Source organism: Streptomyces sp. NPDC018000 (assembly GCF_044328025.1).
Classification (GTDB): domain Bacteria; phylum Actinomycetota; class Actinomycetes; order Streptomycetales; family Streptomycetaceae; genus Streptomyces.
Genome location: NZ_JBIRGM010000001.1, coordinates 144,546 through 167,808, shown reverse-complemented (window position 1 = coordinate 167,808; position 23,263 = coordinate 144,546). Strand labels below are relative to the sequence as shown.

Below are 23,263 nucleotides of genomic sequence, written 5' to 3'. Positions count from 1 at the left end.
CTTTCGGGGGTTCGAGCCCCCTCGCGTCACGCGAGAAATCGGGGCACTTCAGCAATGGTCTGAACGGGTCCGGGGAGAGCCGGCCGGATCACTGGGATCCGGCCGGCCAACCCGTCAGACCTCTTCGACGCTGCTCGGCTCGCGCCGGGACAGGTCGATACCGAGCTCCTCCGCCGCGCGGAAGACGTCCTCGTCCGTGTCGCGCATCTCGATGGACATGCCGTCCGAGGACAGCACCTCCACATTGAGGCAGAGCGACTGCATTTCCTTGATGAGCACCTTGAAGGACTCGGGAATGCCGGGCTCGGGGATGTTCTCGCCCTTGACGATCGCCTCGTAGACCTTCACTCGGCCGGTGACGTCGTCGGACTTGATCGTCAGCAGTTCCTGGAGGGCGTATGCGGCGCCGTAAGCCTCAAGGGCCCACACCTCCATCTCACCGAAGCGCTGTCCACCGAACTGGGCCTTACCACCCAGCGGCTGCTGGGTGATCATGGAGTACGGGCCCGTCGAACGCGCGTGCAGCTTGTCGTCGACGAGGTGGTGCAGCTTGAGGATGTACATGTACCCGACCGAGACCGGGTCCGGGAACGGCTCGCCGGAGCGGCCGTCGAACAGCTTCGCCTTGCCGGAGGGCTGCACCAGGCGGTCGCCGTCGCGGTTCGGGATCGTGGCCTCGAAGAGACCGGAGATCTCGTCCTCGCGCGCACCGTCGAAGACGGGGGTGGCGACGTTGGTGCCGGGGGCGACCTGGTCGGCGCCGATGGTCTGCAGGCGCTTGGCCCACTCGTCACCGAGGCCGGAGACGTCCCAGCCGCGGCTGGCGAGCCAGCCGAGGTGGATCTCCAGGACCTGTCCCGGGTTCATTCGGGACGGGACACCCAGCGGGTTGAGGATGATGTCGACCGGGGTGCCGTCCTCCAGGAACGGCATGTCCTCGATCGGGAGGATCTTCGAGATGACGCCCTTGTTGCCGTGACGGCCAGCGAGCTTGTCACCGTCGGTGATCTTACGCTTCTGCGCGACGTAGACGCGGACCAGCTGGTTCACGCCCGGCGGCAGCTCGTCGCCCTCTTCGCGGTCGAAGACGCGGACGCCGATGACCTTGCCGATCTCACCGTGCGGCACCTTCAGCGAGGTGTCACGCACCTCGCGCGCCTTCTCGCCGAAGATCGCGCGGAGCAGACGCTCCTCGGGGGTCAGCTCGGTCTCACCCTTGGGCGTGACCTTGCCGACGAGGATGTCACCGGCGACGACCTCGGCACCGATCCGGATGATGCCGCGCTCGTCGAGGTCGGCGAGGACCTCTTCGGAGACGTTCGGGATGTCCCGGGTGATCTCCTCCGGGCCGAGCTTGGTGTCACGGGCGTCGACCTCGTGCTCCTCGATGTGGATCGAGGAGAGGACGTCGTCCTGCACGAGGCGCTGCGACAGGATGATCGCGTCCTCGTAGTTGTGGCCCTCCCACGGCATGAACGCCACGAGCAGGTTCTTGCCCAGGGCCATCTCACCGTTCTCGGTGGCCGGACCGTCGGCGAGCACCTGGCCCTCGACGACCCGGTCGCCCTCGGAGACGACGACCTTCTGGTTGACCGAGGTGCCCTGGTTGGAGCGCATGAACTTCGCGATGCGGTACGTGGTGTACGTACCGTCGTCGTTGGTCACGGTGATGTAGTCCGCGGAGACCTCCTGGACCACACCGTCCTTCTCGGCCTTGAGCACGTCACCGGCGTCGGTGGCGCAGCGGTACTCCATGCCGGTGCCGACGAGCGGGGCCTCCGACTTGATCAGCGGCACCGCCTGACGCATCATGTTCGCCCCCATGAGGGCGCGGTTGGCGTCGTCGTGCTCCAGGAACGGGATCATGGCGGTGGCGACGGACACCATCTGGCGCGGCGAGACGTCCATGAAGTCGACCTCGGACGCCGACACGTAGTCGACCTCACCGCCACGGCGGCGGACCAGGACGCGGGGCTCGGTGAAGCGCAGTTCCTCGGAGAGGGGCGCGTTCGCCTGCGCGATGACGTACCGGTCCTCCTCGTCGGCGGTCAGGTAGTCGACCTCGTCGGTGACCTGGCCCTCGACGACCTTGCGGTACGGCGTCTCGATGAAGCCGAACGCGTTGATGCGGCCGTACGAGGCCAGCGAACCGATCAGACCGATGTTCGGGCCTTCGGGCGTCTCGATCGGGCACATGCGGCCGTAGTGGGACGGGTGCACGTCTCGGACCTCGAAGCCGGCCCGCTCACGGGAGAGACCACCCGGGCCGAGGGCGTTGAGACGACGCTTGTGCGTCAGGCCCGACAGCGGGTTGTTCTGGTCCATGAACTGGGACAGCTGGCTGGTGCCGAAGAACTCCTTGATGGAGGCGACGACCGGCCGGATGTTGATCAGGGTCTGCGGCGTGATCGCCTCGACGTCCTGGGTGGTCATGCGCTCGCGCACGACGCGCTCCATACGGGCGAGACCCGTACGGACCTGGTTCTGGATCAGCTCGCCGACGTTGCGGATACGACGGTTGCCGAAGTGGTCGATGTCGTCGGTCTCGACCATGATCGAGCGACCGGACTCGCCGACCGTCTCGGTCTCACCGGCGTGCAGCTTCACCAGGTACTTGATGGTGGCGATGATGTCGTCGGTGGTGAGCACACCGGCGTCCAGCGGCTCGTCCGCGCCGAGCTTCTTGTTCACCTTGTAGCGGCCGACCTTCGCCAGGTCGTAACGCTTCGGGTTGAAGTAGAGGTTCTCCAGCAGCGTCTGCGCGGCCTCACGGGTCGGGGGCTCGCCCGGACGCAGCTTGCGGTAGATGTCGAGCAGCGCGTCGTCCTGGCCCTGGGTGTGGTCCTTCTCCAGGGTGGCACGCATGGACTCGTACTCGCCGAACTCCTCCAGGATCTGCTCGGTCGTCCAACCGAGAGCCTTGAGCAGGACGGTGACGGACTGCTTGCGCTTGCGGTCGATGCGCACACCGACCATGTCGCGCTTGTCGATCTCCATCTCCAGCCAGGCACCCCGGGACGGAATCACCTTGGCGGAGAAGATGTCCTTGTCGGACGTCTTGTCGATGGAGGAGTCGAAGTAGACACCCGGCGAACGGACCAGCTGCGACACCACGACACGCTCGGTGCCGTTGATGACGAAGGTGCCCTTGTTGGTCATGAGCGGGAAATCGCCCATGAAGACCGTCTGGGACTTGATCTCGCCGGTCTCGTTGTTGGTGAACTCGGCCGTGACGAAGAGCGGGGCGGCGAACGTGAAGTCGCGCTCCTTGCACTCGTCGATCGAGTTCTTCGGGGGCTCGAAGCGGTGATCGCGGAACGTGAGCGACATCGACCCGGAGAAGTCCTCGATCGGTGAAATCTCCTCGAAGATTTCCTCCAGACCGGACTTGGTGGGGACGTCTTGTCCACTGTCCAGAGCAGCCTCGACGCGAGCCTTCCAGGCGGCATTGCCGAGGAGCCAGTCAAAGCTCTCGGTCTGCAGCGCGAGGAGGTTCGGAACCTCGAGGGGCTCCTTGATCTTTGCAAAGGAGATGCGCAGCGGGGCAGTGCTGGCACCGTTGTTCGTATTCGCGGTCGAGGCGTTGCGCGAGGCGGCCAAGAGGGGGTCCTTCCGAGGGCTCGGACTCACTACGCGCGTACCGGTCCCAAGCTGGACACGGAGACAGAAATCCCAGGTCAGAGACGTTCGGTCATCGATGCTCAAGCGTGGGCATGCCCCTGGTGACGGGCAGGAGGCAGCTAACAGGCAGCGCAAAGGGTCAGTGTAGCCAAATGGCACACTGATGTCCAGTCGGGGTTCTCAGAGACCCACGTTGCTCTCAACAGCTGTTCTCAACACCTATGACTAGCCTTTGCGCGCGGTGCGCTCTTCTTTACTGCCCTCTTCGCTCACGATCCATGCCTCGGATTCGGATCGATCTGACGACGCGTCCTGAGAATTGCGCGCCTCGTGCGGTTCGTCAAGGTCCCCCGGCCGGGACAGAGCCCCGAAGTCCTCACCGGACCGCCTCCCGGCCCCGAGAGGCAACGGCGAAGATCACCATACTCGTCGCCGCCGGAAGAGCAAGGCAGCCGCCTCGGGTACGCCGAAGGGCGACCACCCGGATGGGTGATCGCCCTTCGTGATGTGACGCCCGCGCCGCGCGGCGCGGGCGGTCAGAAGGAGTCAGCGGACTCCCTGAGTCACTTGACCTCGACGGAAGCGCCGGCGGCCTTGAGGGACTCGGCAGCCTTCTCGGCGGCCTCCTTGGCGACCTTCTCGAGGACCGGCTTCGGGGTGCCGTCGACGAGGTCCTTGGCCTCCTTCAGACCCAGCGAGGTCAGCTCACGCACGACCTTGATGACCTGGATCTTCTTCTCGCCGGCGCCGGTGAGGATGACGTCGAACTCGTCCTGCTCCTCGACGGCCTCAGCGGGGGCACCGGGGGCACCCGGGGCGGCAACGGCGACCGCGGCGGCGGCGGTGACGTCGAACTTCTCCTCGAAGGCCTTCACGAACTCGGAGAGCTCGATGAGGGTCATCTCTTCGAACTGCGCAAGCAGGTCGTCCTGGGACAGCTTCGCCATGATGGCGTCCTTCCACTAATTCGGCTGGTGCCGGATGTACATGTAGGCGGGCGTACGTTCGGCCCGCTGCGACCGTCGCCCTGGCGGGCGACGATCAATGCGCGAGCCGAATTACTCGGCACCGCCCTGCTCGGCGAGCTTGACGCGAAGCGCTTCCGCGGTGCGGACGAACTTCGACGGCAGCGCCTGGAAGAGCTGAGCAGCCTGGGACTGCTTGCCCTTGAAGGCACCGGCCAGCTTGCTGAGCAGAACCTCGCGGGACTCGAGGTCCGCAAGCTTCTTGATCTCATCGGCGGACAGCGCCTTGCCATCAAGGACACCGCCCTTGATGATCAGGTTCGGGTTCTCCTTGGCGAAGTCACGAAGACCCTTCGCCGACTCCACCGGGTCACCGGTGATGAAGGCAACCGCCGTCGGACCAGTGAAGTGGTCGTCCAGCGAAGTGATCCCGGCCTCGTTGGCCGCAATCTTGGTCAGCGTGTTCTTCACCACGGCGTACTGGGCGTTCTCACCGAGCGAACGACGCAGCGTCTTGAGCTGCGCCACGGTGAGACCCCGGTACTCGGTCAGCACGGCGGCGTTCGAGCTGCGGAACTGGTCCGCGAGCTCGGCTACCGCGGCAGCCTTGTCGGGCCTTGCCATGAGCGTCGGCCTCCTTCCGGGTGATGAGGACCGCTCAGAAGGGGCCGGGAAAGACGAAACGCCCCGGCGCGGGCGCCAGGGCGTAGCTCGACCGAAAAATTCCGGGAGCTTTCCACAGTCACCTGCGCAGGTCGCCCGCACTCAACGGAACCTTCGGTCGCTGTTCCCTCTTGCGAGAGCCCAGCAACGACCAGCGGTCTTTGGCTTCTGTGGGAGAGTACGCGACCGGGGTCGCGCAGAGCAAATCCGTCCCTCTTCGGGCGGTGAGGGAGGCTTACGACCTCACCCACGACGGGGAGGGGCCGGTCTCAGTTCGTGCCCGAACCGGCCCCCTGCTGCTGCTTCACGAGGTCAGTGAAGTCGACCGTGTCGCCGGCCGGGGGCTTCTCGACCGAGACCTTGGTGCCGTAGTCGCTGTAGTACAGCGTCGAGTTCAGCTCGCCGGTCTTCATCTTGCCGCGCTCGGTCTTCTTGACCAGCAGGTCGTTCTTGTCGACCCAGATGTCGATCTTCTCCGTGGTGATCCCGACATCGCTCAGCTGCTTCTTCAGCTGAGCGACCTGGTCGGCGTCGAGCTCGGAGTTCTTCGCGGTCAGTTCGGCGACGTCGACGGTGCCGGAGTAGTGCGTGGTGGCGACTCCGCGTACGTCCTCCTGGCCGACCTTCTTCACATCACCGGAGGCCAGCAGGGACTTCACACCCTGGTCGGGGGTGGTGTTCTGCATCTGCTGCTTCATCGCCTCGCCGGAGGCGCCCGCGAGCTTGGCGAGGTCGGCGTAGCCGTAGTTGATCCAGTGCTTGCCGCCGGCCTGCTTGGCGAAGGCTTCGCCCATGTTGACGGCGTAGCCGTCCTTGAAATAGCGGGCCTGCATCGTGCCGCTGCCACCGGTCTGCTTCATGGCGTCCGCCATGCTGCCGCCGGTGTACGTGATCTCCATGGCGCCGGTGAGACCGTCGGTCCAGTCGATGGTGCCGCTCTGCTTCATGGACATGGTGGTGCCCATCTGGGTGGTGCCCTCGACCTTCGCCGAACGCTCCCCACCGGTCTTCTTCTGTACGTCGCGCAACGCGGCGATGGGGTCGGCCTTCACCACGGCACTGCCCTGGTTGTCGCTCTTGTCGTCCGATCCGCCGCAGGCCGCGACCGACGTCAGCGCCGCCGCTACCGCTACCGACAGGCTCACACGTCGCACGGTACTGGTCCTCATGTCCGCTTCCACCCCTCGTTCGGCTTTTGAAGGCTCACGCTAACGCACACCTCTGACACAGCCGCCTGTCAGGTACGGATACGAGGACGGGCCCCGCACCTCGAAAGGTTGCGGAGCCCGTCAATGTCACACGTGACACGGCGTACGGCCGAGCGCTGGGGCTCAGACGGCGGCCGGGTCCTCCTCGACGAGGAGGTTACGGGTGCGGTTGGCGTCCAGCGGGATGCCGGGACCCATCGTCGTGGCCAGAGCGGCCTTCTTGATGTAGCGGCCCTTGGCGGCGGAGGGCTTCAGCCGGAGGACCTCCTCCAGCGCCGCTGCGTAGTTCTCCACCAGCTTCGTCTCGTCGAAGGAGACCTTGCCGATGATGAAGTGCAGGTTCGAGTGCTTGTCGACGCGGAACTCGATCTTGCCGCCCTTGATGTCGTTGACAGCCTTCGCGACATCGGGGGTGACGGTGCCGGTCTTCGGGTTCGGCATCAGACCACGCGGACCGAGCACCCGGCCGAGGCGGCCGACCTTGCCCATGAGGTCCGGGGTGGCGACGACGGCGTCGAAGTCCAGACGGCCCTTCGCCACCTCGTCGATGAGCTCGTCGGCGCCGACGATGTCGGCGCCCGCGGCTTCCGCGGCCGCAGCACGGTCACCGGTCGCGAAGACCAGGACCCGGGCGGTCTTGCCGGTGCCGTGCGGGAGGTTCACGGTGCCACGGACCATCTGGTCGGCCTTGCGCGGGTCGACACCCAGACGGAAGGCGACCTCGACAGTGCCGTCGAACTTGGTGGTCGCGGTCTCCTTGGCGAGACGGACGGCCTCGAGCGGGGCGTAGACGCGCTCCCGGTCGATCTTGGCGTCCGCAGCGCGGAGGTTCTTGCTGCGCTTCACTTCTGCTCCTGTGGTTTCAGGGTGTGGAGTCGTGGTGCGGGCCAGCGCTTGGCCCTACCACTGAGGACGTGAGGGGCTGAATCAGCCTTCGACCGTGATGCCCATGGAACGGGCGGTGCCAGCGATGATCTTCGACGCGGCGTCGAGGTCGTTGGCGTTCAGGTCGGGGAGCTTCGTCGTGGCGATCTCACGGACCTGGGCAGCCGTCAGCTTGGCGACCTTGGTCTTGTGCGGCTCGCCGGAGCCCTTCTCCACGCCCGCGGCCTTGAGGATCAGCTTCGCGGCCGGCGGAGTCTTGGTGACGAAGGTGAAGGAGCGGTCCTCGTAGACCGTGATCTCCACCGGCACGACCATGCCACGCTGCGACTCGGTCGCGGCGTTGTAGGCCTTGCAGAACTCCATGATGTTGACACCGTGCTGGCCGAGCGCGGGGCCGACCGGCGGGGCCGGGTTGGCCGCACCGGCGTTGATCTGGAGCTTGATAAGCCCCGTGACCTTCTTCTTCTTGGGAGGCATTGCTCTCTCCGGGTCCTAGTGAGAGTGTTTCGCCGCCGTCCGGTCATCCGGATGGAGGCATACCGCGCAACGATAACGGGTATAGCTGCGCGACCAAAAACCGAGCAGGTCAGACCGGCTGTGGAGCCGGTCTGACCTGCTGGGTAGGCATATGCCCAGAAACTGGCGGGAAACCGCTAGTTCTTCTGGATCTGGTCGAAGCTGAGCTCGACAGGGGTCTCGCGGCCGAAGATCTCGACGAGGCCCTTGACCTTCTTCGAGTCGGCGTTGATCTCGTTGATCGTCGCCTGCAGCGTCGCGAACGGGCCGTCGGTGACGGTGACCGAGTCGCCGACCTCGAAGTCGAGCACCTGCACCTCGACCTTGCGGGCCGGAGCCGGCTTGCCCTCGGCCTCGGCGGCCTCACGGGCGGCCTTCTCCTCGGCCTCCGGGGCGAGCATCTTGACGATCTCGTCCAGGGTCAGCGGGTACGGGTCGTAGGCGTTGCCCACGAAGCCGGTGACGCCGGGCGTGTTACGGACGACGCCCCAGGACTCGTTCGTCAGATCCATGCGCACCAGGACGTAGCCCGGGAGCTTGTTCTGGCGGACGTTCTTGCGCTCGCCGTTCTTGATCTGGACGATCTCTTCCTCGGGCACCTCGGCCTGGTAGATGAACTCCTCGACGTTGAGCGAGACGGCGCGCTGCTCCAGGTTGGCCTTCACGCGCTTCTCGTAACCGGCGTACGTGTGGATGACGTACCACTCGCCGGGAAGGCCGCGCAGCTCTTCACGCAGGGCCGTGACGGCGTCGACGGGGGCGGCCGGCTCGGCCTCCTCCCCGGCTTCCTCGTCGGCCTCGGCGGCCTCGTCGTCGTTCTCGTCGTCCTCGGAACCGGCCTCTGCGGCCTCGTCGTCCTCGGTGTGCACGGCGGCCTGCTCGGCGGGCTCACCTGCGGCGGCGTCGGCAGCTTCAGCCTGGTCCGGCTCCTCGGCGTCCGCCGCCTCGACGATATCGAGCTCGTCCTCGGCGGACTCGAAGGCGCCCGCCGTCGGCTCGACGGCGTCGTTCAGGTTCGGGTCAGACACGGTGGCTGCTTCTTCCTGGATACAAATTGGGTGGAACATGCGAAAGGGGCGCCCATGAGGCGCCCTCCGCGGGATCAGCCGAAGACGTACTTGATGACCCGCTGGAATCCGAAGTCAATCACGGTCACCAGACCGATCATGACGACGACGAAGACGATCACCACTGTGGTGTACGTCGTCAGCTGATTTCGAGTCGGCCAGACAACCTTGCGCAACTCGGCGACGATCTGGCGGTAGAACAGCGCGAGGCGGCCCAGAGGACCCTTCTTACCGCGCTTGCCGCCCTTCCGGGTCTTCTTCGACTCGGGTACTTCATCCTCAGCATCAGGCATGTCGATGGAGCCCACGGCGTCCGTCACGCTACTCACCTGATTCCGGGTCATGGCCGTGCCGCGCCCGGTGGAGCCGCACGGCGGTGCATTGAAGTACGTACATGCGCACACATCCTGGCGAAGGAGTGTGTAGCAGGGCCGGAGGGACTTGAACCCCCAACCGCTGGTTTTGGAGACCAGTGCTCTACCAATTGAGCTACGACCCTTTGTGGTTTCCACCAACCTACCGCATCTTCCCCGATGTCTGGGGTGCGAGAACGGTGCGGCTGGTGAAGGCCAACGACAGGTGAGTGTACGTGTTCAGCGGCCCGGCGTCGAACAGATAGCTCCCGACAACTCCTGGTCGCATGTTGTCCGCATGCTGTCCGAGTCCTGTCCGGTCCCTGAAACCCCTGTGCCGACAGGGATCCCGGTCTGGGACCATGGGGGTCATGAGCGCTGCAACTTCTCCCTCCGAGCGCCGGGTATCCGCCCGCATCGGTGCGATCTCCGAGTCCGCCACCCTCGCCGTCGACGCCAAGGCCAAGGCCCTCAAGGCCGCCGGCCGTCCGGTGATCGGCTTCGGTGCCGGTGAGCCCGACTTCCCGACCCCCGGCTACATCGTCGAGGCCGCGGTCGAGGCCTGCCGCAACCCCAAGTACCACCGCTACACCCCGGCGGGAGGGCTCCCGGAGCTCAAGGCCGCCATTGCGGAGAAGACGCTGCGCGACTCCGGCTACGAGGTCGACGCCTCGCAGATCCTGGTGACCAACGGCGGCAAGCAGGCGATCTACGAGGCGTTCGCCGCGATCCTCGACCCGGGCGACGAGGTCATCGTCCCGGCTCCGTACTGGACCACCTACCCCGAGTCGATCCGGCTGGCCGGCGGTGTCCCGGTGGAGGTCGTGGCCGACGAGACCACCGGTTACCGGGTCTCCGTGGAACAGCTGGAGGCTGCGCGCACCGAGCGCACCAAGGTCGTCCTGTTCGTCTCCCCGTCGAACCCGACCGGTGCGGTGTACAGCGAGGCCGACGCGAAGGCGATCGGCGAGTGGGCCGTCGAGCACGGCCTGTGGGTGCTGACCGACGAGATCTACGAGCACCTGGTCTACGGCGACGCAAAGTTCACCTCGCTGCCCGCGATCGTGCCCGAGCTGCGTGACAAGTGCATCGTGGTCAACGGTGTCGCCAAGACCTACGCGATGACCGGCTGGCGGGTGGGCTGGATCGTCGGCCCGAAGGACGTCGTCAAGGCCGCGACGAACCTGCAGTCGCACGCCACGTCCAACGTCTCCAACGTCGCTCAGGTCGCCGCGCTGGCCGCCGTTTCCGGGAACCTGGACGCGGTCGCCGAGATGCGGACCGCCTTCGACCGCCGCCGGCAGACCATCGTGCGGATGCTGAACGAGATCGACGGCGTGCTGTGCCCGGAGCCCGAGGGCGCGTTCTACGCGTATCCGTCGGTGAAGGCGCTGCTCGGCAAGGAGATCCGCGGCAGGCGCCCGGCCACCTCTGTCGAGCTGGCGGCGCTCATTCTGGACGAGGCCGAAGTCGCGGTCGTTCCGGGCGAGGCCTTCGGCACGCCGGGCTACCTGCGGCTCTCGTACGCCCTGGGCGACGACGACCTCGTCGAGGGCGTCTCCCGGCTCCAGAAGCTGTTGGGCGAGGCCAAGGCCTGACGTTCCATGCCACGCATAAGCGGGCCCCCGGCTGAACCGGGGGCCCGCTTATGCGTTCAGGCAAGCGCTCGTTCGATGGATCCGGCTGCCTGGACCGAGATCCTTGCGGCAGGATCCTGGAGTGACTCCTCCCCCCTTTGACAGGGGGCTTCTCATCCGGCCTGATGATTGGCCTCATGACGGACAAGCCCTGCCCGACGCCTTTCGGCACAGTGCGGAGCGTAACAGCTACAGAAGGTGATCGGATATGGATCGTGACGTCCGTCTGCTGCCCAAGGCCCATGTGCACTTGCATTTCACCGGGTCGATGCGGCCCACGACCCTGCTCGAACTCGCCGACAAGTACGGCGTGCATCTGCCGGAGGCCCTGACCGGCGGCGAGCCGCCCAGGCTGCGGGCCACGGACGAGCGCGGTTGGTTCCGCTTCCAGCGGCTCTACGACATCGCCCGGTCCTGCCTGAGGGCCCCAGAGGACATTCAGCGGCTCGTGCGCGAGACGGCTCAGGAAGACGTCGCGGACGGCTCCGGCTGGCTGGAGATCCAGGTCGACCCCACGTCGTACGCCCCGCTGCTCGGCGGGCTGATTCCGGCGATCGAGATCATCCTGGACGCGGTGGACAGCGCGTCGCGCGAGACCGGTCTGCCGATCCGGGTGGTGATCGCGGCGAACCGGATGAAGCATCCACTGGACGCCCGGACGCTGGCCCGGCTCGCGGTGCGGTACATGGACCGGGGCGTCGTCGGATTCGGGCTCTCCAACGACGAGCGCCGCGGGATGGCCCGGGATTTCGACCGGGCCTTCGCCATCGCCCGCGAGGGCGGTCTGCTGGCGGTCCCGCACGGCGGCGAGCTCGCCGGCCCTTCGAGCGTGCGGGACTGTCTGGACGATCTGGATGCGGCCCGGATCGGGCACGGCGTACGGGCCGCCGAGGACCCACGGCTGCTGCGCAGGCTGGCGGAGCGTGGGGTGACCTGCGAGGTGTGCCCGGCGTCGAACGTGGCGCTCGGCGTCTACGAGAAGCCTGCCGACGTCCCCCTGCGCAAACTGTTCGAAGCCGGGGTGCCGATGGCGCTGGGTGCGGACGATCCGCTGCTCTTCGGCTCCCGGCTGGCCGCGCAGTACGACCTCGTACGGCGCCATCACGCGTTCACGGACGAGGAGCTGGCGGAACTGGCCAGGCAGTCCGTACGCGGCTCAGCAGCGCCGGCCACGGTACGGACGGGGCTCCTGGCAGGCATCGACGGGTGGCTGTCGAAGCCGGGCGGCTGAGACCGACCGGCAGATGGGCGGGCGGAGGGCCTGCTACAGGCTCACGCCGACCGTCACGGGCTCATTGACGAGCGTGACGCCGAATGCCTCATGAACCCCGGCGACGACCTCACGGGCGAGCGCGAGGAGGTCCTCGGTGGTCGCGCCGCCGCGGTTGGTGAGCGCGAGGGTGTGCTTGGTGGAGATACGGGCCGGTCCCGTGCCGTATCCCTTGGTGAAACCGGCCTTGTCGATGAGCCAGGCCGCGGAGGTCTTGGTGCGTCCCCCGCCCGCGGGGAAGGCGGGAGGCGTCACCTCGGGGCCGAGCCGGTCCTTGGCACGGACGAGAAACGCCTCGTACTCCGCCTCCTCCAGGATCGGGTTGGTGAAGAAGGAGCCGGCCGACCAGGAGTCGTGGTCCTCCGGGTCCAGCACCATGCCCTTTCCGGCACGGAGCCTGAGCACCGTTTCGCGGGCGGCCGCGGCGGGCACGCGCTCGCCCTGTTGGACGCCCATGGCGCGGGCCGTTTCGGGGTACTTCAGGGGCGCGGACAGGCCGCCCGCCGCTTCCAGCTCGAAGCGGACGCGCAGCACCACGAAGCGGTCGGGCCGGGCCTTGAAGCAACTGTGACGGTACGAGAACGCGCACTCGGCGTTCGGGATGGTGACCGTTTCGCGTGTGTAACGGTCGTAGGCGACGACCTCCGTGATGGTGGAGGACACTTCCTGGCCGTAGGCGCCGACGTTCTGGATCGGCGTCGCGCCCGCGGAGCCCGGAATTCCGGCCAGGCACTCGATGCCTGCGAGACCGGCTTCGACGGTACGGGCGACGGCGTCCGTCCAGACCTCTCCGGCGGCGAGTTCCAGCGTCGTACCGTCCAGGGCGAAGCCCTTGGTCGCGATGCGCAGGGCGGTGCCGTCGAAGCCCTTGTCGCCGATGACCAGGTTGCTGCCGCCGCCGATGACGAGGAGCGGGGTGCCGCTCTCGTCGGCCTCGCGGACGGCTTCGATCACCTCGGCGTCGGTCGTCGCTGTGAGGAGGCGGGCGGCTGGGCCGCCGAGCCGGAAGGTGGTCAGGGGGGCGAGGGGGGCGTCGTGGAGTTCCTGCACGGGGACAAGAGTACGGTCCGTGGCTCCGCCGCTCGGGCGGGGCCACGGACCGTGCCCGTACTCGACGGCCTCAGCCGAGCTGCACCACTGCGCGGGACATGCCCAGCACCTTCTTGCCCTCGCTCATGACCGTCAGGTCGACCCGCACCTGCCGGTCGTCCAGCAGGGCGGCCACCTTGGCACCGACCTCGATCAGAGCGCCCTTGTCGTCGTTCGGCACGACGACCGGCTTCGTGAACCGCACCCCGTACTCGACGACGGCGCCCGGGTCGCCGACCCAGTCCGTGACCACTCGGATCGCCTCGGCCATGGTGAACATGCCGTGCGCGATCACATCAGGCAGTCCGACCTCGCGGGCGAACTTCTCGTTCCAGTGGATCGGGTTGAAGTCACCGGAAGCGCCCGCGTACTGCACCAACGTCGCCCGGGTCACCGGGAAGGACCGTGCCGGCAGCTCCGTACCGACCTCGACCGACTCGTAAGCAACCTTCGCCGTCATCACGCCTCCTCGGCGGCGCGCGCCACCAGCTTCGTCCACGCGGTCACGACGTGCTCACCGGATTCGTCGTGGACCTCGCCACGGATGTCCAGGATGTCGTTGCCCGCCAGGGACTTGATGCCCTCGATCGTCGAGGTGACCGTCAGCCGGTCCCCCGCCCGCACGGGGCGCACGTAAGTGAACTTCTGGTCACCGTGCACCACGCGGCTGTAGTCGAGGCCCAGCTGCGGGTCCTGCACCACCTGCCCCGCGGCCTTGAAGGTGATCGAGAAGACGAACGTCGGCGGCGCGATCACATCGCTGTGGCCGAGCGCCTTGGCAGCCTCGGGGTCGACGTACACCGGATTCGTGTCGCCCACCGCCTCGGCGAACTCGCGGATCTTCTCCCGGCCGACCTCGTACGGCGGGGTGGGCGGATAGATCCGCCCCACGAAGGACTGGTCGAGCGCCATGAGCTCGCTACCTCCTGATGAAAGATGAAAAGGCCGAACAACAGCCCCCATACAACGACACGAGGCCGCCCCCAGTGGGGACGGCCTCGTGTACGAGCCTGTTTCAGCGCGTTTCGCGGTGCGCAGTGTGCGAGTTGCAGCGCGGGCAGTGCTTCTTCATCTCAAGACGGTCCGGGTTGTTGCGCCGGTTCTTCTTGGTGATGTAGTTCCGCTCCTTGCACTCCACGCAGGCCAGCGTGATCTTCGGGCGGACGTCGGTGGCAGCCACGTGAGTGCTCCTTGGACGGACGGATGAACGGATGAACGCAAAAAAGAGTAGCCGATCGAAGGACCGACCCCACAATCGGCTACCGTGAGTAGCGGTGACCGGACTTGAACCGGTGACACAGCGATTATGAGCCGCTTGCTCTACCGACTGAGCTACACCGCTTTGATAATCGGTCCCCCCGCCGAAGCGAGGTTTCCCGACCACCAGAGCCCCAATGCGGAATCGAACCGCAGACCTTCTCCTTACCATGGAGACGCTCTACCGACTGAGCTATTGGGGCGAGCGATGAAGACATTACACGGTTGGTCGCCGATCACCCAAATCCGTTTCGAAGCCCCGACCTGCGCCCTTGATCGAGACCCTGCCGATGCCTCGGCCGGCGGCCCTCCGGCCCGCCCACCAGTCGCTTGAACAGCGCCTCGGTCACCGCATGAGCCACCACAGCCCCGGCCGTACGCGCGTTCCCCGGACACCCCGCAGGGCCACACCGGTACGACTATTTCGCTCCTCCTCGAACCGGACCGAACACGCCCCTAGGCTCGACTCACTCTGCGTGATCTTGTCCCCCTTCCCAGGAGCGCGATGCCCGACAGCCAGCCGCGGCAGCCGGACGACGACGCCGCCGACGCGGCCGATGCGACCAGCAGCCCCGACACCACCGAGACCGGCACCCTGGTGCTCTGCGGCGCCCGTCTCACCGACGGCCGCATCGTCGACGTACGGCTCGGCGGCAGCCGCATCGAGGCCGTCGGTACCGCGGGCAGCCTGACCGCACCAGGGCCGCGGGTGGACCTGCGCGGCTATCTGCTGCTCCCCGCCCCCGCCGAACCTCACGCCCACAGCGACACCGCACTCACCGCCCACGGTGCGGGCCCCGACAGCCCCGGGCCCGTGTCGCACCGCCCGGAGGACATTCAGCGCCGCGCCACCGAGGCCGCGCTGCTGCAGCTCGGCCACGGCGCCACCGCACTGCGCGCACACGTACGGATCGGGGACGTCCAGGGCGTCACCTCCCTCGAAGCCGTATTGCAGGCACGCCGCTCGCTGCGCGGACTCGCCGAGCTGACCTCCGTCGCCGTACCCCGACTGCTCACCGGCGTCGCGGGCGCCGACAACCTGGCCATGCTGCGTGACGCCGTGAAGATGGGTGCCGACGCGGTCGGCGGCTGCCCCGACCTCGATCCGGATCCGGCCGGGTACGCAGAAGCCGTCCTGGGGATCGCCGCCGAACAGGGCTGCCCCGTCGATCTGCACACGGACGGTGCCGATCCGGCCCGGCTCGGCCGATTGGCCGCCATGGCAGGCGGGCTGCGACCCGGTGTCTCCATCGGCCCGTGCGCCGGCCTCTCCCGGCTTCCCCCTCAGGCCGCAGGCCTCGCGGCCGACCAACTCGCCGCAGCCGGGGTGACGGTGATCTGCCTCCCCCAGGGCGGCTGCTGCGGGACGGAAGGCCGCGGCACCGCCCCCGTACGGCTGCTGCGTGCCGCCGGAGTACGGGTCGCGGCGGGCAGCGGAGCGCTGCGGGACGTCGCAAACCCTGTGGGACGCGGGGATCCGCTGGAAGCCGCCTACCTCCTGGCCTCGCAGAGCGGAATGCGGGCCGATGAGGCGTACGAGGCAATCTCCTCGGCCGCGAGGAAGGCAATGGGGCTGCCCGAGGTCAGGGTCGAGGCCGGCTTCCCGGCCGAGTTGCTTGCCGTACGCGGGGAGCAGCTCTCGGGCGTGCTGTCGCTCGCCTACAGCCGGGTCGTGGTGCATCGCGGGCGGGTCGTGACGCGGACGAGCGCGGTGCGCGAGTACTGCGACTCGGAGACCGTTGTCGCCCTCGGCCTGCCCCGTCAGAGCCGGCCGGATTCCGGTCCTTGCGGCGGGCCCTGAGCGCCGCGGCCCGCTGCGGCGTACGGTCGTGAACATGCGCATTGTCATCGCAGGTGGACATGGTCAGATCGCGCTGCGGCTGGAGCGGTTGCTCACCGCGAGCGGGTATGAAGCCGTGGGTGTCATCCGGAATCCGGAACAGAGCGCGGACCTCCGGGCGGCAGGCGCCGAACCGGTCGTCCTGGATCTCGAATCGGCCTCCGTGGAGGAGGTCGCACAGGTGCTGCGCGGTGCCGACGCGGCGGTATTCGCAGCCGGTGCGGGCCCGAACAGCGGCTCGGAACGCAAGGACACGGTGGACCGCGGCGCGGCGGTGCTGTTCGCGGACGCGGCGGAACGGGCAGGCGTACGGCGCTACGTAGTGGTCTCGTCGATGGGCGCCGACCCCGACCACCCGGGCGACGAGGTCTTCGACGCCTACCTGCGGGCGAAGGGCGCCGCGGACGCGTACGTGCGCTCCAGGACCGCACTCGACTGGACGATCCTGCGCCCCGGACTGCTGACGAACGACGCGGGCACCGGGATGGTCCTCCTGGCCGCCTCGGCCGGCCGCGGACCTGTGCCGCGCGACGATGTGGCGGCGGCGCTGCTGGAGCTGCTGGAGACCCCGGCGACGGCGGGGCTGACCCTGGAACTCGTCTCGGGGAAGATGCCGGTGGCGGTCGCCGTGAAGGACGTGGCGGGGAACTGAGCCGCTGAACCGGGACGCCGATCCGGCATTCCGACGACTGCACGCCCGGTCCCGGCCGACGGCCTGCCGCCTCGGTTCAGAGCCTGTCGGGTGACCTTCGATCGGAGAGCGGACGCGGCATGGTACGTGCGATTCCAAGGCGCCGGGATGTCCTCGGATGGGGTCTCCCCTGCTCCTTGAGAGCTTGGGGAAGGAGCTACTAGGGCATTTCGGCAACGCCGGAAGCGTGCGTGCCATGCCGCGTCCGCCCGATCAGAGGTCGCCCGACAGGCTCTCAGCCGCCCGGCGCCTGGCGGACCGTGATGCCGTGGCGCTCCAGCAGGGCAGCGGTGACGCCGTCGCCCTCGCGGAGCTCGCCCGTGAACGTACCGTCATACACCGCGCCGCGTCCGCAGGAAGGGCTGCGCGCCATCAGCAGCGCCTCGGTGCATCCGGCCCTGCGCGCGGCCTCCAGCGCCCGCCGGGCGCCGTCCACGAACTCCTCCGTCACATCGTGCCCGGTGTCGTCGACGACGCGGGCGCGACCGTCCAGCACGTCGTGGCCGTCGCCGCCGACGATCTCGGCGGGGCGGCGCGGGGTGGGGAGTCCGGCGGCGACCTCGGGGCAGAAGGCGACGGGACGGCGGTCTCCGATCGCCTCGACCACAACGGCAGAGGCCTTGCCGCGGCCGTCGAAGCGGCAGGGCACACCGTGCAGACAGGCGCTGACCAGCACAGGTTCCATGTTCACGACCCTCGTAACAGAAACAAAGAAGGCCCCTGTCCTGAGACAGGGGCCTTACCATGTGGCGGCGCCAGGGTTCGAACCTGGGTAGGCTGAGCCGGCAGATTTACAGTCTGCTCCCTTTGGCCACTCGGGCACACCGCCGGGAATTGCTGCTGCGAGAACCGCTTTTCGGCGGTGCTCCCTGGCAACGACGTAAACGATACCCGATGCCCGGGGGTGCTACGCCACTGGATTGATCAGCGGCCCGATCGGACGCCGGTGGCCAAGGGCTGTCCCGTAATCCGTGGTGGATCAGCGCGCGGCGTCGGATGTGGTGCATCACAAGGCGGAAGGGCGTCCGCACGGTGGACGTATTCGGGTGTTCCGGCAACGCGGCGGGGTGCCGTAGCTGTCGCCGTGCGCCCACCAGGGATCACGGGACAGCCCTTAGGCTTTGATCAGGGGCGCGGGGCCGGCAGGCCCGCAGCCGCCCGTACACACCCCGTTTCCCAGCACCCCGATACAAGGAGCCACACGTCATGGCCGACTCCAGTTTCGACATCGTCTCGAAGGTCGAGCGGCAGGAGGTCGACAACGCCCTCAACCAGGCCGCCAAGGAGATCTCGCAGCGTTACGACTTCAAGGGCACCGGCGCCTCGATCTCCTGGTCCGGCGAGAAGATCCTGATGGAGGCGAACGGCGAGGAGCGGGTCAAGGCGATCCTCGACATCTTCCAGTCCAAGCTGATCAAGCGCGGCATCTCGCTGAAGTCGCTGGACGCGGGCGAGCCGCAGCTGTCCGGCAAGGAGTACAAGATCTTCGCCACGATCGAGGAAGGCATCTCCCAGGAGAACGCCAAGAAGGTCGCGAAGATCATTCGCGACGAGGGCCCGAAGGGCGTCAAGGCGCAGGTCCAGGGCGATGAGCTGCGGGTCAGCTCGAAGAGCCGGGACGATCTGCAGGCCGTGCAGGCGCTGCTGAAGGGGCAGGACTTCGACTTCGCCGTGCAGTTCGTGAACTACCGGTAGGTCTCTGGCAGGTCTCGCACCTTCCGGGCGCGGGGTGGTGCGGAGCGGGATGCGCCGCTCCGCCCCGCACCCGGGATGCGATGTCCGAATACCGCCGGTCGCGGCGGAGCGGGGGACGCAGACTTGTCCATGTCGGACGACGATCCTGTCGATTTCCGGCATGCCGGGCGAGGAGAGGGACGAGTCATGACCATGTACGCAACGGTCGACAGCCCGTTGGGTGAGCTGCTGCTGGTCGGCGAGGAGGCCACCGGCGCGAACGGCCCGGTCGCGCTCGCCTCGCTCTCGCTGCCCGGCCAGAAGGGCGCCGCAGTTGTCCAGAACGGGTGGGTCCACGCGCCGGAAGCCTTCGTGGGGATCGCCGCACAGCTGCGGGCGTACTTCGAGGGGCGGCTGACCCGCTTCGACATCGTGTACGCGGACGGCCTGGGCACCGACTTCCAGCGCCGGGTCTGGGCGGCGCTGGACACCGTCCCGTACGGGGAGACCGTGTCGTACGGACAGATCGCCGAACGGATCGGTACGCCCGGGGCGGGCGTACGGGCCGTGGGGACGGCGATCGGGCGCAATCCGCTGCTGGTCGTGCGGCCGTGCCACCGGGTGATCGGCGCGGACGGAGCCTTGCGGGGGTACGCGGGTGGCCTGGAGCGCAAGGAACAGCTTCTGGGGCTGGAAGGCGCCCTGGCGGTGCGCTGACATGTCCGGGCTCTTCCCGAGGCCGCGGGCCGTCGTCGCGCCGGGGGCCGTGCATGTTCCCGAGTGGCTGTCACCGGAGCGCCAGCGGGAGTTGGCTGCGGCCTGCCGGGAGTGGGCGCGCGGGCCCGTGCCCTTGCGTCACACCGTGCTGCCGGGTGGCGGGGTGATGTCCGTGCAGACGGTCTGTCTTGGGTGGCACTGGCAGCCGTACCGGTATTCGCTTACGGCCGACGATGTGAACGGTGCACGGGTCGCCGAATTCCCCGGCTGGCTGGCGGATTTGGGACGAGAGGCACTGATGGAGGCGTACGGGGACGAGAGCCCGGCCCGGACGTACGCGCCGGACACCGCCCTCATCAACTTCTATGACGGCGCGGCACGGATGGGCATGCACCAGGACAAGGAGGAGCGGTCCGGTGCTCCGGTGGTGTCGCTCAGCATCGGCGACACGTGCGTCTTCCGCTTCGGTAACACGGAGAACCGCGGAAAGCCCTACACGGATGTGGAGTTGGCCTCCGGCGACCTCTTCGTCTTCGGCGGACCTTCACGCTTCGCGTTCCACGGTGTGCCGAAGGTCTACCCCAGAACGGCCGGCCCTGCGACGGGGATGGGCCGTGGCCGGATCAATCTGACTCTGCGCGAGACCGGGTTGGGCACCCCGGACGCTGACTGGCGTCAGCGGCGTTCGCGGGAGTTCCCGAAGAGCAGCCGGTAGACGATCAGCAGGACCAGCGAACCGCCGATGGCCGCGAGCCAAGTGGCCGTGTCGTAGAAGTCGTTGGAGATCGGGCGGTCGAGGTAGCGCGAAGATATCCAGCCGCCGAGGAGGGCACCAACGATCCCGATGAGGGTCGTGCCGACCAGGCCGCCCGGGTCGCGACCCGGGAGCAGGACCTTGGCAATGGCCCCGGCCAGCAATCCGAGAATGATCCAACCAATGATGCTCATGCGTGCGAACCTACCCGTCACTCGGTCTTGAAATCCAAGACGTTCATGCCGGTCGGGCGGTTGCCTGCGCCGTCAGAGGACGGGCTCTGCCCGCTCGGTCATGGGTCATACGCGGGCGCTGAAATCCGGCCAGGGCTCCATGTCGGCCCCTTCGTCCTCGGGCTCCTCGGAGTACCACGCGGTGCCGTCCAGCCAGCGGCGGAGCCACTGGGCGAGGTCGGGCTGATCCACGTACCAGGCGTGCTCCGGCTCGTCGGCGTTCGGCTCGAAGAGCAACACCGTGGTTTGTTCGCTGCGGCAGTCCACGCAGGAGTACATCCCGCAGCCCAGGCTGCATATCGGCAGCACGCCCTCCGGCCACGGCCACTCGCCCTCCTCGGTCGCGCTCCGGCGGTGGGCGAGATACTGCGCGACGGCGGACTCCTCCCCGTCCGGGGCCCGGTCGCCGATCAGCGGTATCAGACCGTACTCCGGCCCGAAGCCGCCGTTGGCGATCCGGGTGTACAGGGCGGTGAGCAGCGGCGGCAGGGCAAAGCCGAGGGCGGCTTCGGCACGCTTGACGCCCTCGGCGGGCAGAGGTGCCGGGAGAGTGTACTTCTCCCGGCGCGGGGTGGTCCGTGCGGTCTTCTCCACGGCTGCCAGCAACTGCTCGGTGTCGTTCATGGGTTCATGGTGGACGACGGCACTGACAATCAGGCGAGCCCTCTTCGGCCCCGGGCCCGATACTGGCTTTGAACGGCCCTGCCGGCAGGCGAGACTTAGGGAAGGCTAGTGATCATGAAGCTCGTACAGCTGATCCTGAACGTCTTGTGGGTGGTGTTCTGCGGGATCTGGATGGCCCTCGGGTACCTGATCGCCGCGATCATCTGTTTCGTTCTGATCGTGACGATTCCATTCGGCATCGCATCCCTGAGGATCGCCGGCTACGTGCTGTGGCCGTTCGGGCGGACCACCGTGGAACGGCCCGACGCGGGGGCGCCTTCCTGCGTCGGCAATGTGATCTGGCTCGTCTTCGCCGGGTGGTGGCTCGCGCTGGGGCACCTGATCACAAGCATTCCGCTGTTCGTGTCGATCATCGGAATCCCCTTCGGCTGGGCAAACCTGAAGATGATCCCCATCTCGCTCATGCCGCTGGGTCGAGAGGTGGTCGCGACCGACGAAGCGTTCGGGGCGCGGCACTAGGGGTTGTCGTCCGCCCCTGGCAGGGGCGGCGGTTCACCTCTGATCAAGACCGGGTCGGCCCAAGGGGCATCCGCAAGGATCGTCTCTCACGGGCGACGACCGGCCATCTGCTCCAGGCGGGCGATGCGCTCCGCCATCGGCGGGTGTGTCGAGAACATCTTGGACATGCCCTGGCCGGGGCGGAAGGGGTTCGCGATCATCATGTGGCTCGCGGTCTCGATCCTGGGCTCGGGGGGCAGAGGGAGCTGTTTCGTACCGGCGTCGAGCTTCCGCAGCGCGCTGGCGAGAGCCAGCGGGTCGCCGGTCAGCTGGGCGCCCGAGGCGTCCGCCTCGTATTCGCGGGAGCGGCTCACGGCCAGCTGGATGACGGAGGCTGCCAGCGGACCAAGGATCATGATCAGCAGCATGCCGAGGAAGCCGGGGCCCTCGTCGTCGTTGGACCGGCCCGCCGGGATCAGCCAGGCGAAGTTGACCAGGAACATGACAACAGAGGCGAGCGCTCCGGCGACGGAGGAGATCAGGATGTCGCGGTTGTAGACATGGCTCAGCTCGTGGCCGAGCACGCCGCGCAGCTCTCTCTCGTCCAGGATCTGCAGAATGCCCTCGGTGCAGCAGACCGCCGCATTGCGCGGATTGCGGCCGGTGGCAAAGGCGTTGGGGGCCTGTGTCGGGGAGATGTAGAGCCGGGGCATGGGCTGGCGGGCGGCCGTTGACAGCTCGCGGACCATGCGGTAGAGCTGTGGCGCCTCGAATTCGCTGACGGGACGGGCGCGCATGGCCCTGAGCGCCAGCTTGTCGCTGTTCCAGTACGCGTAGGCGTTGGTGCCGACGGCTACGAAAAGCCCGACGATCAGGCCTGTACGTCCGAAGAAGCTTCCAATGACGATGATGAGTGCGGACAGGCCCCCGAGGAGTACGGCGGTTTTCAGCCCGTTGTGCCGGCGGTGCACGGTACGCCCTCCAAGTGGTGCGGCAGGGGAACCCTTTACTTGTGGTCTCCACTACCTCAGTGGAGCCTCTCGTACTGGTCAACGCCAGGCGAGGAGAGCTAGTTCCCTTGTGCACGCGGCCGCAGGAACAGGGCCTGTCCGGTACTTGCGGCCGGATCGGGCTCTGGGCCGTACGGGTGGAGGGATGGGCGTGTGCCCGTCGGCGCCGGACGGCTCAGCGCTGGGCGGGGAGGCCGGCGAGTGCGAGGGCCTCGGGGTCCGGCTTGATCTCGCTGGTGCAGTGGGCGCAGCGGGAGGCGATGGCCGGGATCTCGGTGTAGCAGCGGGGACAGTCGCGCACGGCGGCCTTGATGTCGACCTTGTCGTCCGCCTTGGAGAAACGGTTCTGGACCTTCGTCATGGGAACGACGACGCCGAAGTAGAGCACCGCCGCGGTGATCAGGAAGGCGATGGCGGCGGCCAGGAACTTCCCGTACGGGAAGATGGTGCCCTCGATCGAGAACTGCGCCGAGCTGAAGTCGCCGACGGAACCGGTTGCGAGGCCGATGAGCGGGGTGATGAAGGCGGTGCTGAAGCCGGTGACGACTGCGGTGAACGCAGCTCCGACGGCCAGCCCGATGGCCATGGAGATGACGTTCCCTCGCAGGATGAAGTCCTTGAACCCGTTCAGCACTGCTCTCGCTCCTCTGGGATATGCGTACGCGTGTGGGGACGTGCGGGCATGACCTTG

The 23,263-nt window shown here is 67.6% G+C and carries 25 protein-coding genes and 4 tRNA genes; 8 read left to right on the top strand and 21 right to left on the bottom strand.

The annotated features are described in order from the left end of the window. Positions 1 to 114 precede the first annotated feature (114 nt). The 9 genes from rpoB to ACH4EW_RS00800 all read right to left on the bottom strand — a co-directional run bounded on the left by rpoB (position 115) and on the right by ACH4EW_RS00800 (position 9,424). Positions 115 to 3,600 (bottom strand): DNA-directed RNA polymerase subunit beta, encoded by a 3,486-nt coding sequence (gene rpoB / locus ACH4EW_RS00840; protein ID WP_398249772.1) that lies wholly within the window; start codon positions 3,598 to 3,600, stop codon positions 115 to 117. Positions 3,601 to 4,184: 584 nt separating this feature from the next. Then, the gene (gene rplL, locus ACH4EW_RS00835) at positions 4,185 to 4,568 is read right to left on the bottom strand and encodes a 50S ribosomal protein L7/L12 (protein ID WP_398249770.1); all 384 of its coding nucleotides are present in this window, start codon (positions 4,566 to 4,568) and stop codon (positions 4,185 to 4,187) included. A gap of 111 nt (positions 4,569 to 4,679) precedes the next feature. Continuing rightward, positions 4,680 to 5,210 (bottom strand): 50S ribosomal protein L10, encoded by a 531-nt coding sequence (gene rplJ / locus ACH4EW_RS00830; RefSeq protein ID WP_398249768.1) that lies wholly within the window; start codon positions 5,208 to 5,210, stop codon positions 4,680 to 4,682. Between the two features lie 308 nt (positions 5,211 to 5,518). Further along, positions 5,519 to 6,418, bottom strand: coding sequence for a hypothetical protein (locus tag ACH4EW_RS00825; protein WP_398249766.1), 900 nt, complete (start codon positions 6,416 to 6,418; stop codon positions 5,519 to 5,521). A 162-nt stretch (positions 6,419 to 6,580) separates the two neighbouring features. Beyond that, positions 6,581 to 7,303, bottom strand: a complete 723-nt coding sequence (gene rplA / locus ACH4EW_RS00820; RefSeq protein ID WP_019765122.1) for a 50S ribosomal protein L1 — start codon at positions 7,301 to 7,303, stop codon at positions 6,581 to 6,583. 81 nt (positions 7,304 to 7,384) lie between these two features. Continuing rightward, positions 7,385 to 7,819, bottom strand: coding sequence for a 50S ribosomal protein L11 (rplK, locus tag ACH4EW_RS00815; protein WP_006126872.1), 435 nt, complete (start codon positions 7,817 to 7,819; stop codon positions 7,385 to 7,387). A gap of 176 nt (positions 7,820 to 7,995) precedes the next feature. Continuing rightward, a complete protein-coding gene (nusG, locus tag ACH4EW_RS00810; RefSeq protein ID WP_398249764.1) occupies positions 7,996 to 8,886 on the bottom strand; it encodes a transcription termination/antitermination protein NusG in 891 nt (296 codons plus the stop codon). 74 nt (positions 8,887 to 8,960) lie between these two features. Further along, complete coding sequence (secE, locus tag ACH4EW_RS00805) at positions 8,961 to 9,245, bottom strand: preprotein translocase subunit SecE (protein ID WP_398249762.1); 285 nt, start codon at positions 9,243 to 9,245, stop codon at positions 8,961 to 8,963. A 106-nt stretch (positions 9,246 to 9,351) separates the two neighbouring features. Beyond that, positions 9,352 to 9,424: transfer RNA gene (locus ACH4EW_RS00800), tRNA-Trp, on the bottom strand. A 225-nt stretch (positions 9,425 to 9,649) separates the two neighbouring features. Here ACH4EW_RS00800 and ACH4EW_RS00795 point away from each other — a divergent pair. Further along, positions 9,650 to 10,876: a pyridoxal phosphate-dependent aminotransferase gene (locus tag ACH4EW_RS00795; protein WP_398249760.1), complete on the top strand. Its 1,227-nt coding sequence runs from the start codon at positions 9,650 to 9,652 to the stop codon at positions 10,874 to 10,876. Between the two features lie 247 nt (positions 10,877 to 11,123). Continuing rightward, positions 11,124 to 12,146 carry an adenosine deaminase gene (locus tag ACH4EW_RS00790; protein ID WP_398249758.1) on the top strand — a complete coding sequence of 341 codons (1,023 nt, stop codon included), beginning with the start codon at positions 11,124 to 11,126 and terminating at the stop codon, positions 12,144 to 12,146. Between the two features lie 33 nt (positions 12,147 to 12,179). On the opposite strand, the gene ACH4EW_RS00785 is transcribed toward ACH4EW_RS00790, so the two are convergent. The 6 genes from ACH4EW_RS00785 to ACH4EW_RS00760 form a co-directional block, all read right to left on the bottom strand. After that, the gene (locus ACH4EW_RS00785) at positions 12,180 to 13,235 is read right to left on the bottom strand and encodes a UDP-N-acetylmuramate dehydrogenase (protein ID WP_398249756.1); all 1,056 of its coding nucleotides are present in this window, start codon (positions 13,233 to 13,235) and stop codon (positions 12,180 to 12,182) included. A gap of 70 nt (positions 13,236 to 13,305) precedes the next feature. Beyond that, positions 13,306 to 13,734, bottom strand: coding sequence for a MaoC family dehydratase (locus ACH4EW_RS00780; RefSeq protein WP_398249754.1), 429 nt, complete (start codon positions 13,732 to 13,734; stop codon positions 13,306 to 13,308). Then, positions 13,734 to 14,186 carry a MaoC family dehydratase N-terminal domain-containing protein gene (locus ACH4EW_RS00775; protein ID WP_351197524.1) on the bottom strand — a complete coding sequence of 151 codons (453 nt, stop codon included), beginning with the start codon at positions 14,184 to 14,186 and terminating at the stop codon, positions 13,734 to 13,736. Before ACH4EW_RS00775 ends, ACH4EW_RS00780 begins: the two co-directional genes overlap by 1 nt. A 103-nt stretch (positions 14,187 to 14,289) precedes the next feature. Then, positions 14,290 to 14,454 (bottom strand): 50S ribosomal protein L33, encoded by a 165-nt coding sequence (gene rpmG / locus ACH4EW_RS00770; protein ID WP_003956487.1) that lies wholly within the window; start codon positions 14,452 to 14,454, stop codon positions 14,290 to 14,292. Positions 14,455 to 14,543: 89 nt separating this feature from the next. Continuing rightward, a tRNA-Met gene (locus tag ACH4EW_RS00765) sits at positions 14,544 to 14,616 on the bottom strand. Between the two features lie 45 nt (positions 14,617 to 14,661). Then, a tRNA-Thr gene (locus ACH4EW_RS00760) sits at positions 14,662 to 14,734 on the bottom strand. A 302-nt stretch (positions 14,735 to 15,036) separates the two neighbouring features. Between ACH4EW_RS00760 and ACH4EW_RS00755 the strand changes: the two genes are divergently transcribed. Together ACH4EW_RS00755 and ACH4EW_RS00750 are read left to right on the top strand one after the other, a co-directional pair. Beyond that, the gene (locus ACH4EW_RS00755) at positions 15,037 to 16,332 is read left to right on the top strand and encodes an amidohydrolase family protein (protein WP_398249752.1); all 1,296 of its coding nucleotides are present in this window, start codon (positions 15,037 to 15,039) and stop codon (positions 16,330 to 16,332) included. Between the two features lie 34 nt (positions 16,333 to 16,366). Further along, positions 16,367 to 17,023, top strand: coding sequence for an SDR family oxidoreductase (locus ACH4EW_RS00750; RefSeq protein ID WP_398249750.1), 657 nt, complete (start codon positions 16,367 to 16,369; stop codon positions 17,021 to 17,023). A gap of 274 nt (positions 17,024 to 17,297) precedes the next feature. Here ACH4EW_RS00750 and ACH4EW_RS00745 read toward each other — a convergent pair whose 3' ends face one another. Both ACH4EW_RS00745 and ACH4EW_RS00740 read right to left on the bottom strand, forming a co-directional pair. After that, positions 17,298 to 17,747, bottom strand: a complete 450-nt coding sequence (locus ACH4EW_RS00745; RefSeq protein ID WP_398249748.1) for a DUF523 domain-containing protein — start codon at positions 17,745 to 17,747, stop codon at positions 17,298 to 17,300. A gap of 62 nt (positions 17,748 to 17,809) precedes the next feature. Beyond that, a tRNA-Tyr gene (locus ACH4EW_RS00740) sits at positions 17,810 to 17,891 on the bottom strand. A 377-nt stretch (positions 17,892 to 18,268) separates the two neighbouring features. Here ACH4EW_RS00740 and ACH4EW_RS00735 point away from each other — a divergent pair. From ACH4EW_RS00735 to ACH4EW_RS00725, 3 genes are all read left to right on the top strand, one after another. After that, a complete protein-coding gene (locus ACH4EW_RS00735; protein WP_030926258.1) occupies positions 18,269 to 18,757 on the top strand; it encodes a YajQ family cyclic di-GMP-binding protein in 489 nt (162 codons plus the stop codon). A gap of 186 nt (positions 18,758 to 18,943) precedes the next feature. After that, entirely contained in the window at positions 18,944 to 19,453 is a 510-nt protein-coding gene (locus ACH4EW_RS00730; RefSeq protein ID WP_398249746.1) for a methylated-DNA--[protein]-cysteine S-methyltransferase, read from the top strand. Between the two features lies 1 nt (position 19,454). Further along, a complete protein-coding gene (locus ACH4EW_RS00725) occupies positions 19,455 to 20,168 on the top strand; it encodes an alpha-ketoglutarate-dependent dioxygenase AlkB family protein (protein ID WP_398249744.1) in 714 nt (237 codons plus the stop codon). On the opposite strand, the gene ACH4EW_RS00720 is transcribed toward ACH4EW_RS00725, so the two are convergent. Beyond that, complete coding sequence (locus ACH4EW_RS00720) at positions 20,129 to 20,401, bottom strand: GlsB/YeaQ/YmgE family stress response membrane protein (RefSeq protein WP_398249742.1); 273 nt, start codon at positions 20,399 to 20,401, stop codon at positions 20,129 to 20,131. The genes ACH4EW_RS00725 and ACH4EW_RS00720 overlap by 40 nt on opposite strands. Before the next feature lie 105 nt (positions 20,402 to 20,506). Beyond that, positions 20,507 to 21,064, bottom strand: a complete 558-nt coding sequence (locus ACH4EW_RS00715; RefSeq protein WP_398249740.1) for an SMI1/KNR4 family protein — start codon at positions 21,062 to 21,064, stop codon at positions 20,507 to 20,509. 114 nt (positions 21,065 to 21,178) lie between these two features. Here ACH4EW_RS00715 and ACH4EW_RS00710 point away from each other — a divergent pair, with 114 nt between their 5' ends. Continuing rightward, positions 21,179 to 21,583 (top strand): YccF domain-containing protein, encoded by a 405-nt coding sequence (locus tag ACH4EW_RS00710; RefSeq protein ID WP_398251193.1) that lies wholly within the window; start codon positions 21,179 to 21,181, stop codon positions 21,581 to 21,583. An 86-nt stretch (positions 21,584 to 21,669) separates the two neighbouring features. Here ACH4EW_RS00710 and htpX read toward each other — a convergent pair whose 3' ends face one another. Together htpX and ACH4EW_RS00700 are read right to left on the bottom strand one after the other, a co-directional pair. Continuing rightward, entirely contained in the window at positions 21,670 to 22,533 is an 864-nt protein-coding gene (gene htpX, locus ACH4EW_RS00705; RefSeq protein WP_398249738.1) for a zinc metalloprotease HtpX, read from the bottom strand. A gap of 214 nt (positions 22,534 to 22,747) precedes the next feature. Beyond that, positions 22,748 to 23,206: an MscL family protein gene (locus tag ACH4EW_RS00700; RefSeq protein ID WP_398249736.1), complete on the bottom strand. Its 459-nt coding sequence runs from the start codon at positions 23,204 to 23,206 to the stop codon at positions 22,748 to 22,750. Positions 23,207 to 23,263: the final 57 nt, after the last annotated feature.

What these genes read in the sequence shown, in the direction of transcription:
- rplL (WP_398249770.1), bottom strand. Translation starts at nt 4,568, where the DNA reads ATGGCGAAGCTGTCCCAGGACGACCTGCTTGCGCAGTTCGAAGAGATG.
- rplJ (WP_398249768.1), bottom strand. Translation starts at nt 5,210, where the DNA reads ATGGCAAGGCCCGACAAGGCTGCCGCGGTAGCCGAGCTCGCGGACCAG.
- ACH4EW_RS00825 (WP_398249766.1), bottom strand. Translation starts at nt 6,418, where the DNA reads ATGAGGACCAGTACCGTGCGACGTGTGAGCCTGTCGGTAGCGGTAGCG.
- rplK (WP_006126872.1), bottom strand. Translation starts at nt 7,819, where the DNA reads ATGCCTCCCAAGAAGAAGAAGGTCACGGGGCTTATCAAGCTCCAGATC.
- ACH4EW_RS00795 (WP_398249760.1), top strand. Translation starts at nt 9,650, where the DNA reads ATGAGCGCTGCAACTTCTCCCTCCGAGCGCCGGGTATCCGCCCGCATC.
- ACH4EW_RS00790 (WP_398249758.1), top strand. Translation starts at nt 11,124, where the DNA reads ATGGATCGTGACGTCCGTCTGCTGCCCAAGGCCCATGTGCACTTGCAT.
- ACH4EW_RS00780 (WP_398249754.1), bottom strand. Translation starts at nt 13,734, where the DNA reads ATGACGGCGAAGGTTGCTTACGAGTCGGTCGAGGTCGGTACGGAGCTG.
- ACH4EW_RS00775 (WP_351197524.1), bottom strand. Translation starts at nt 14,186, where the DNA reads ATGGCGCTCGACCAGTCCTTCGTGGGGCGGATCTATCCGCCCACCCCG.
- ACH4EW_RS00755 (WP_398249752.1), top strand. Translation starts at nt 15,037, where the DNA reads ATGCCCGACAGCCAGCCGCGGCAGCCGGACGACGACGCCGCCGACGCG.
- ACH4EW_RS00750 (WP_398249750.1), top strand. Translation starts at nt 16,367, where the DNA reads ATGCGCATTGTCATCGCAGGTGGACATGGTCAGATCGCGCTGCGGCTG.
- ACH4EW_RS00745 (WP_398249748.1), bottom strand. Translation starts at nt 17,747, where the DNA reads ATGGAACCTGTGCTGGTCAGCGCCTGTCTGCACGGTGTGCCCTGCCGC.
- ACH4EW_RS00735 (WP_030926258.1), top strand. Translation starts at nt 18,269, where the DNA reads ATGGCCGACTCCAGTTTCGACATCGTCTCGAAGGTCGAGCGGCAGGAG.
- ACH4EW_RS00730 (WP_398249746.1), top strand. Translation starts at nt 18,944, where the DNA reads ATGACCATGTACGCAACGGTCGACAGCCCGTTGGGTGAGCTGCTGCTG.
- ACH4EW_RS00725 (WP_398249744.1), top strand. Translation starts at nt 19,455, where the DNA reads ATGTCCGGGCTCTTCCCGAGGCCGCGGGCCGTCGTCGCGCCGGGGGCC.
- ACH4EW_RS00720 (WP_398249742.1), bottom strand. Translation starts at nt 20,401, where the DNA reads ATGAGCATCATTGGTTGGATCATTCTCGGATTGCTGGCCGGGGCCATT.
- ACH4EW_RS00715 (WP_398249740.1), bottom strand. Translation starts at nt 21,064, where the DNA reads ATGAACGACACCGAGCAGTTGCTGGCAGCCGTGGAGAAGACCGCACGG.
- ACH4EW_RS00710 (WP_398251193.1), top strand. Translation starts at nt 21,179, where the DNA reads ATGAAGCTCGTACAGCTGATCCTGAACGTCTTGTGGGTGGTGTTCTGC.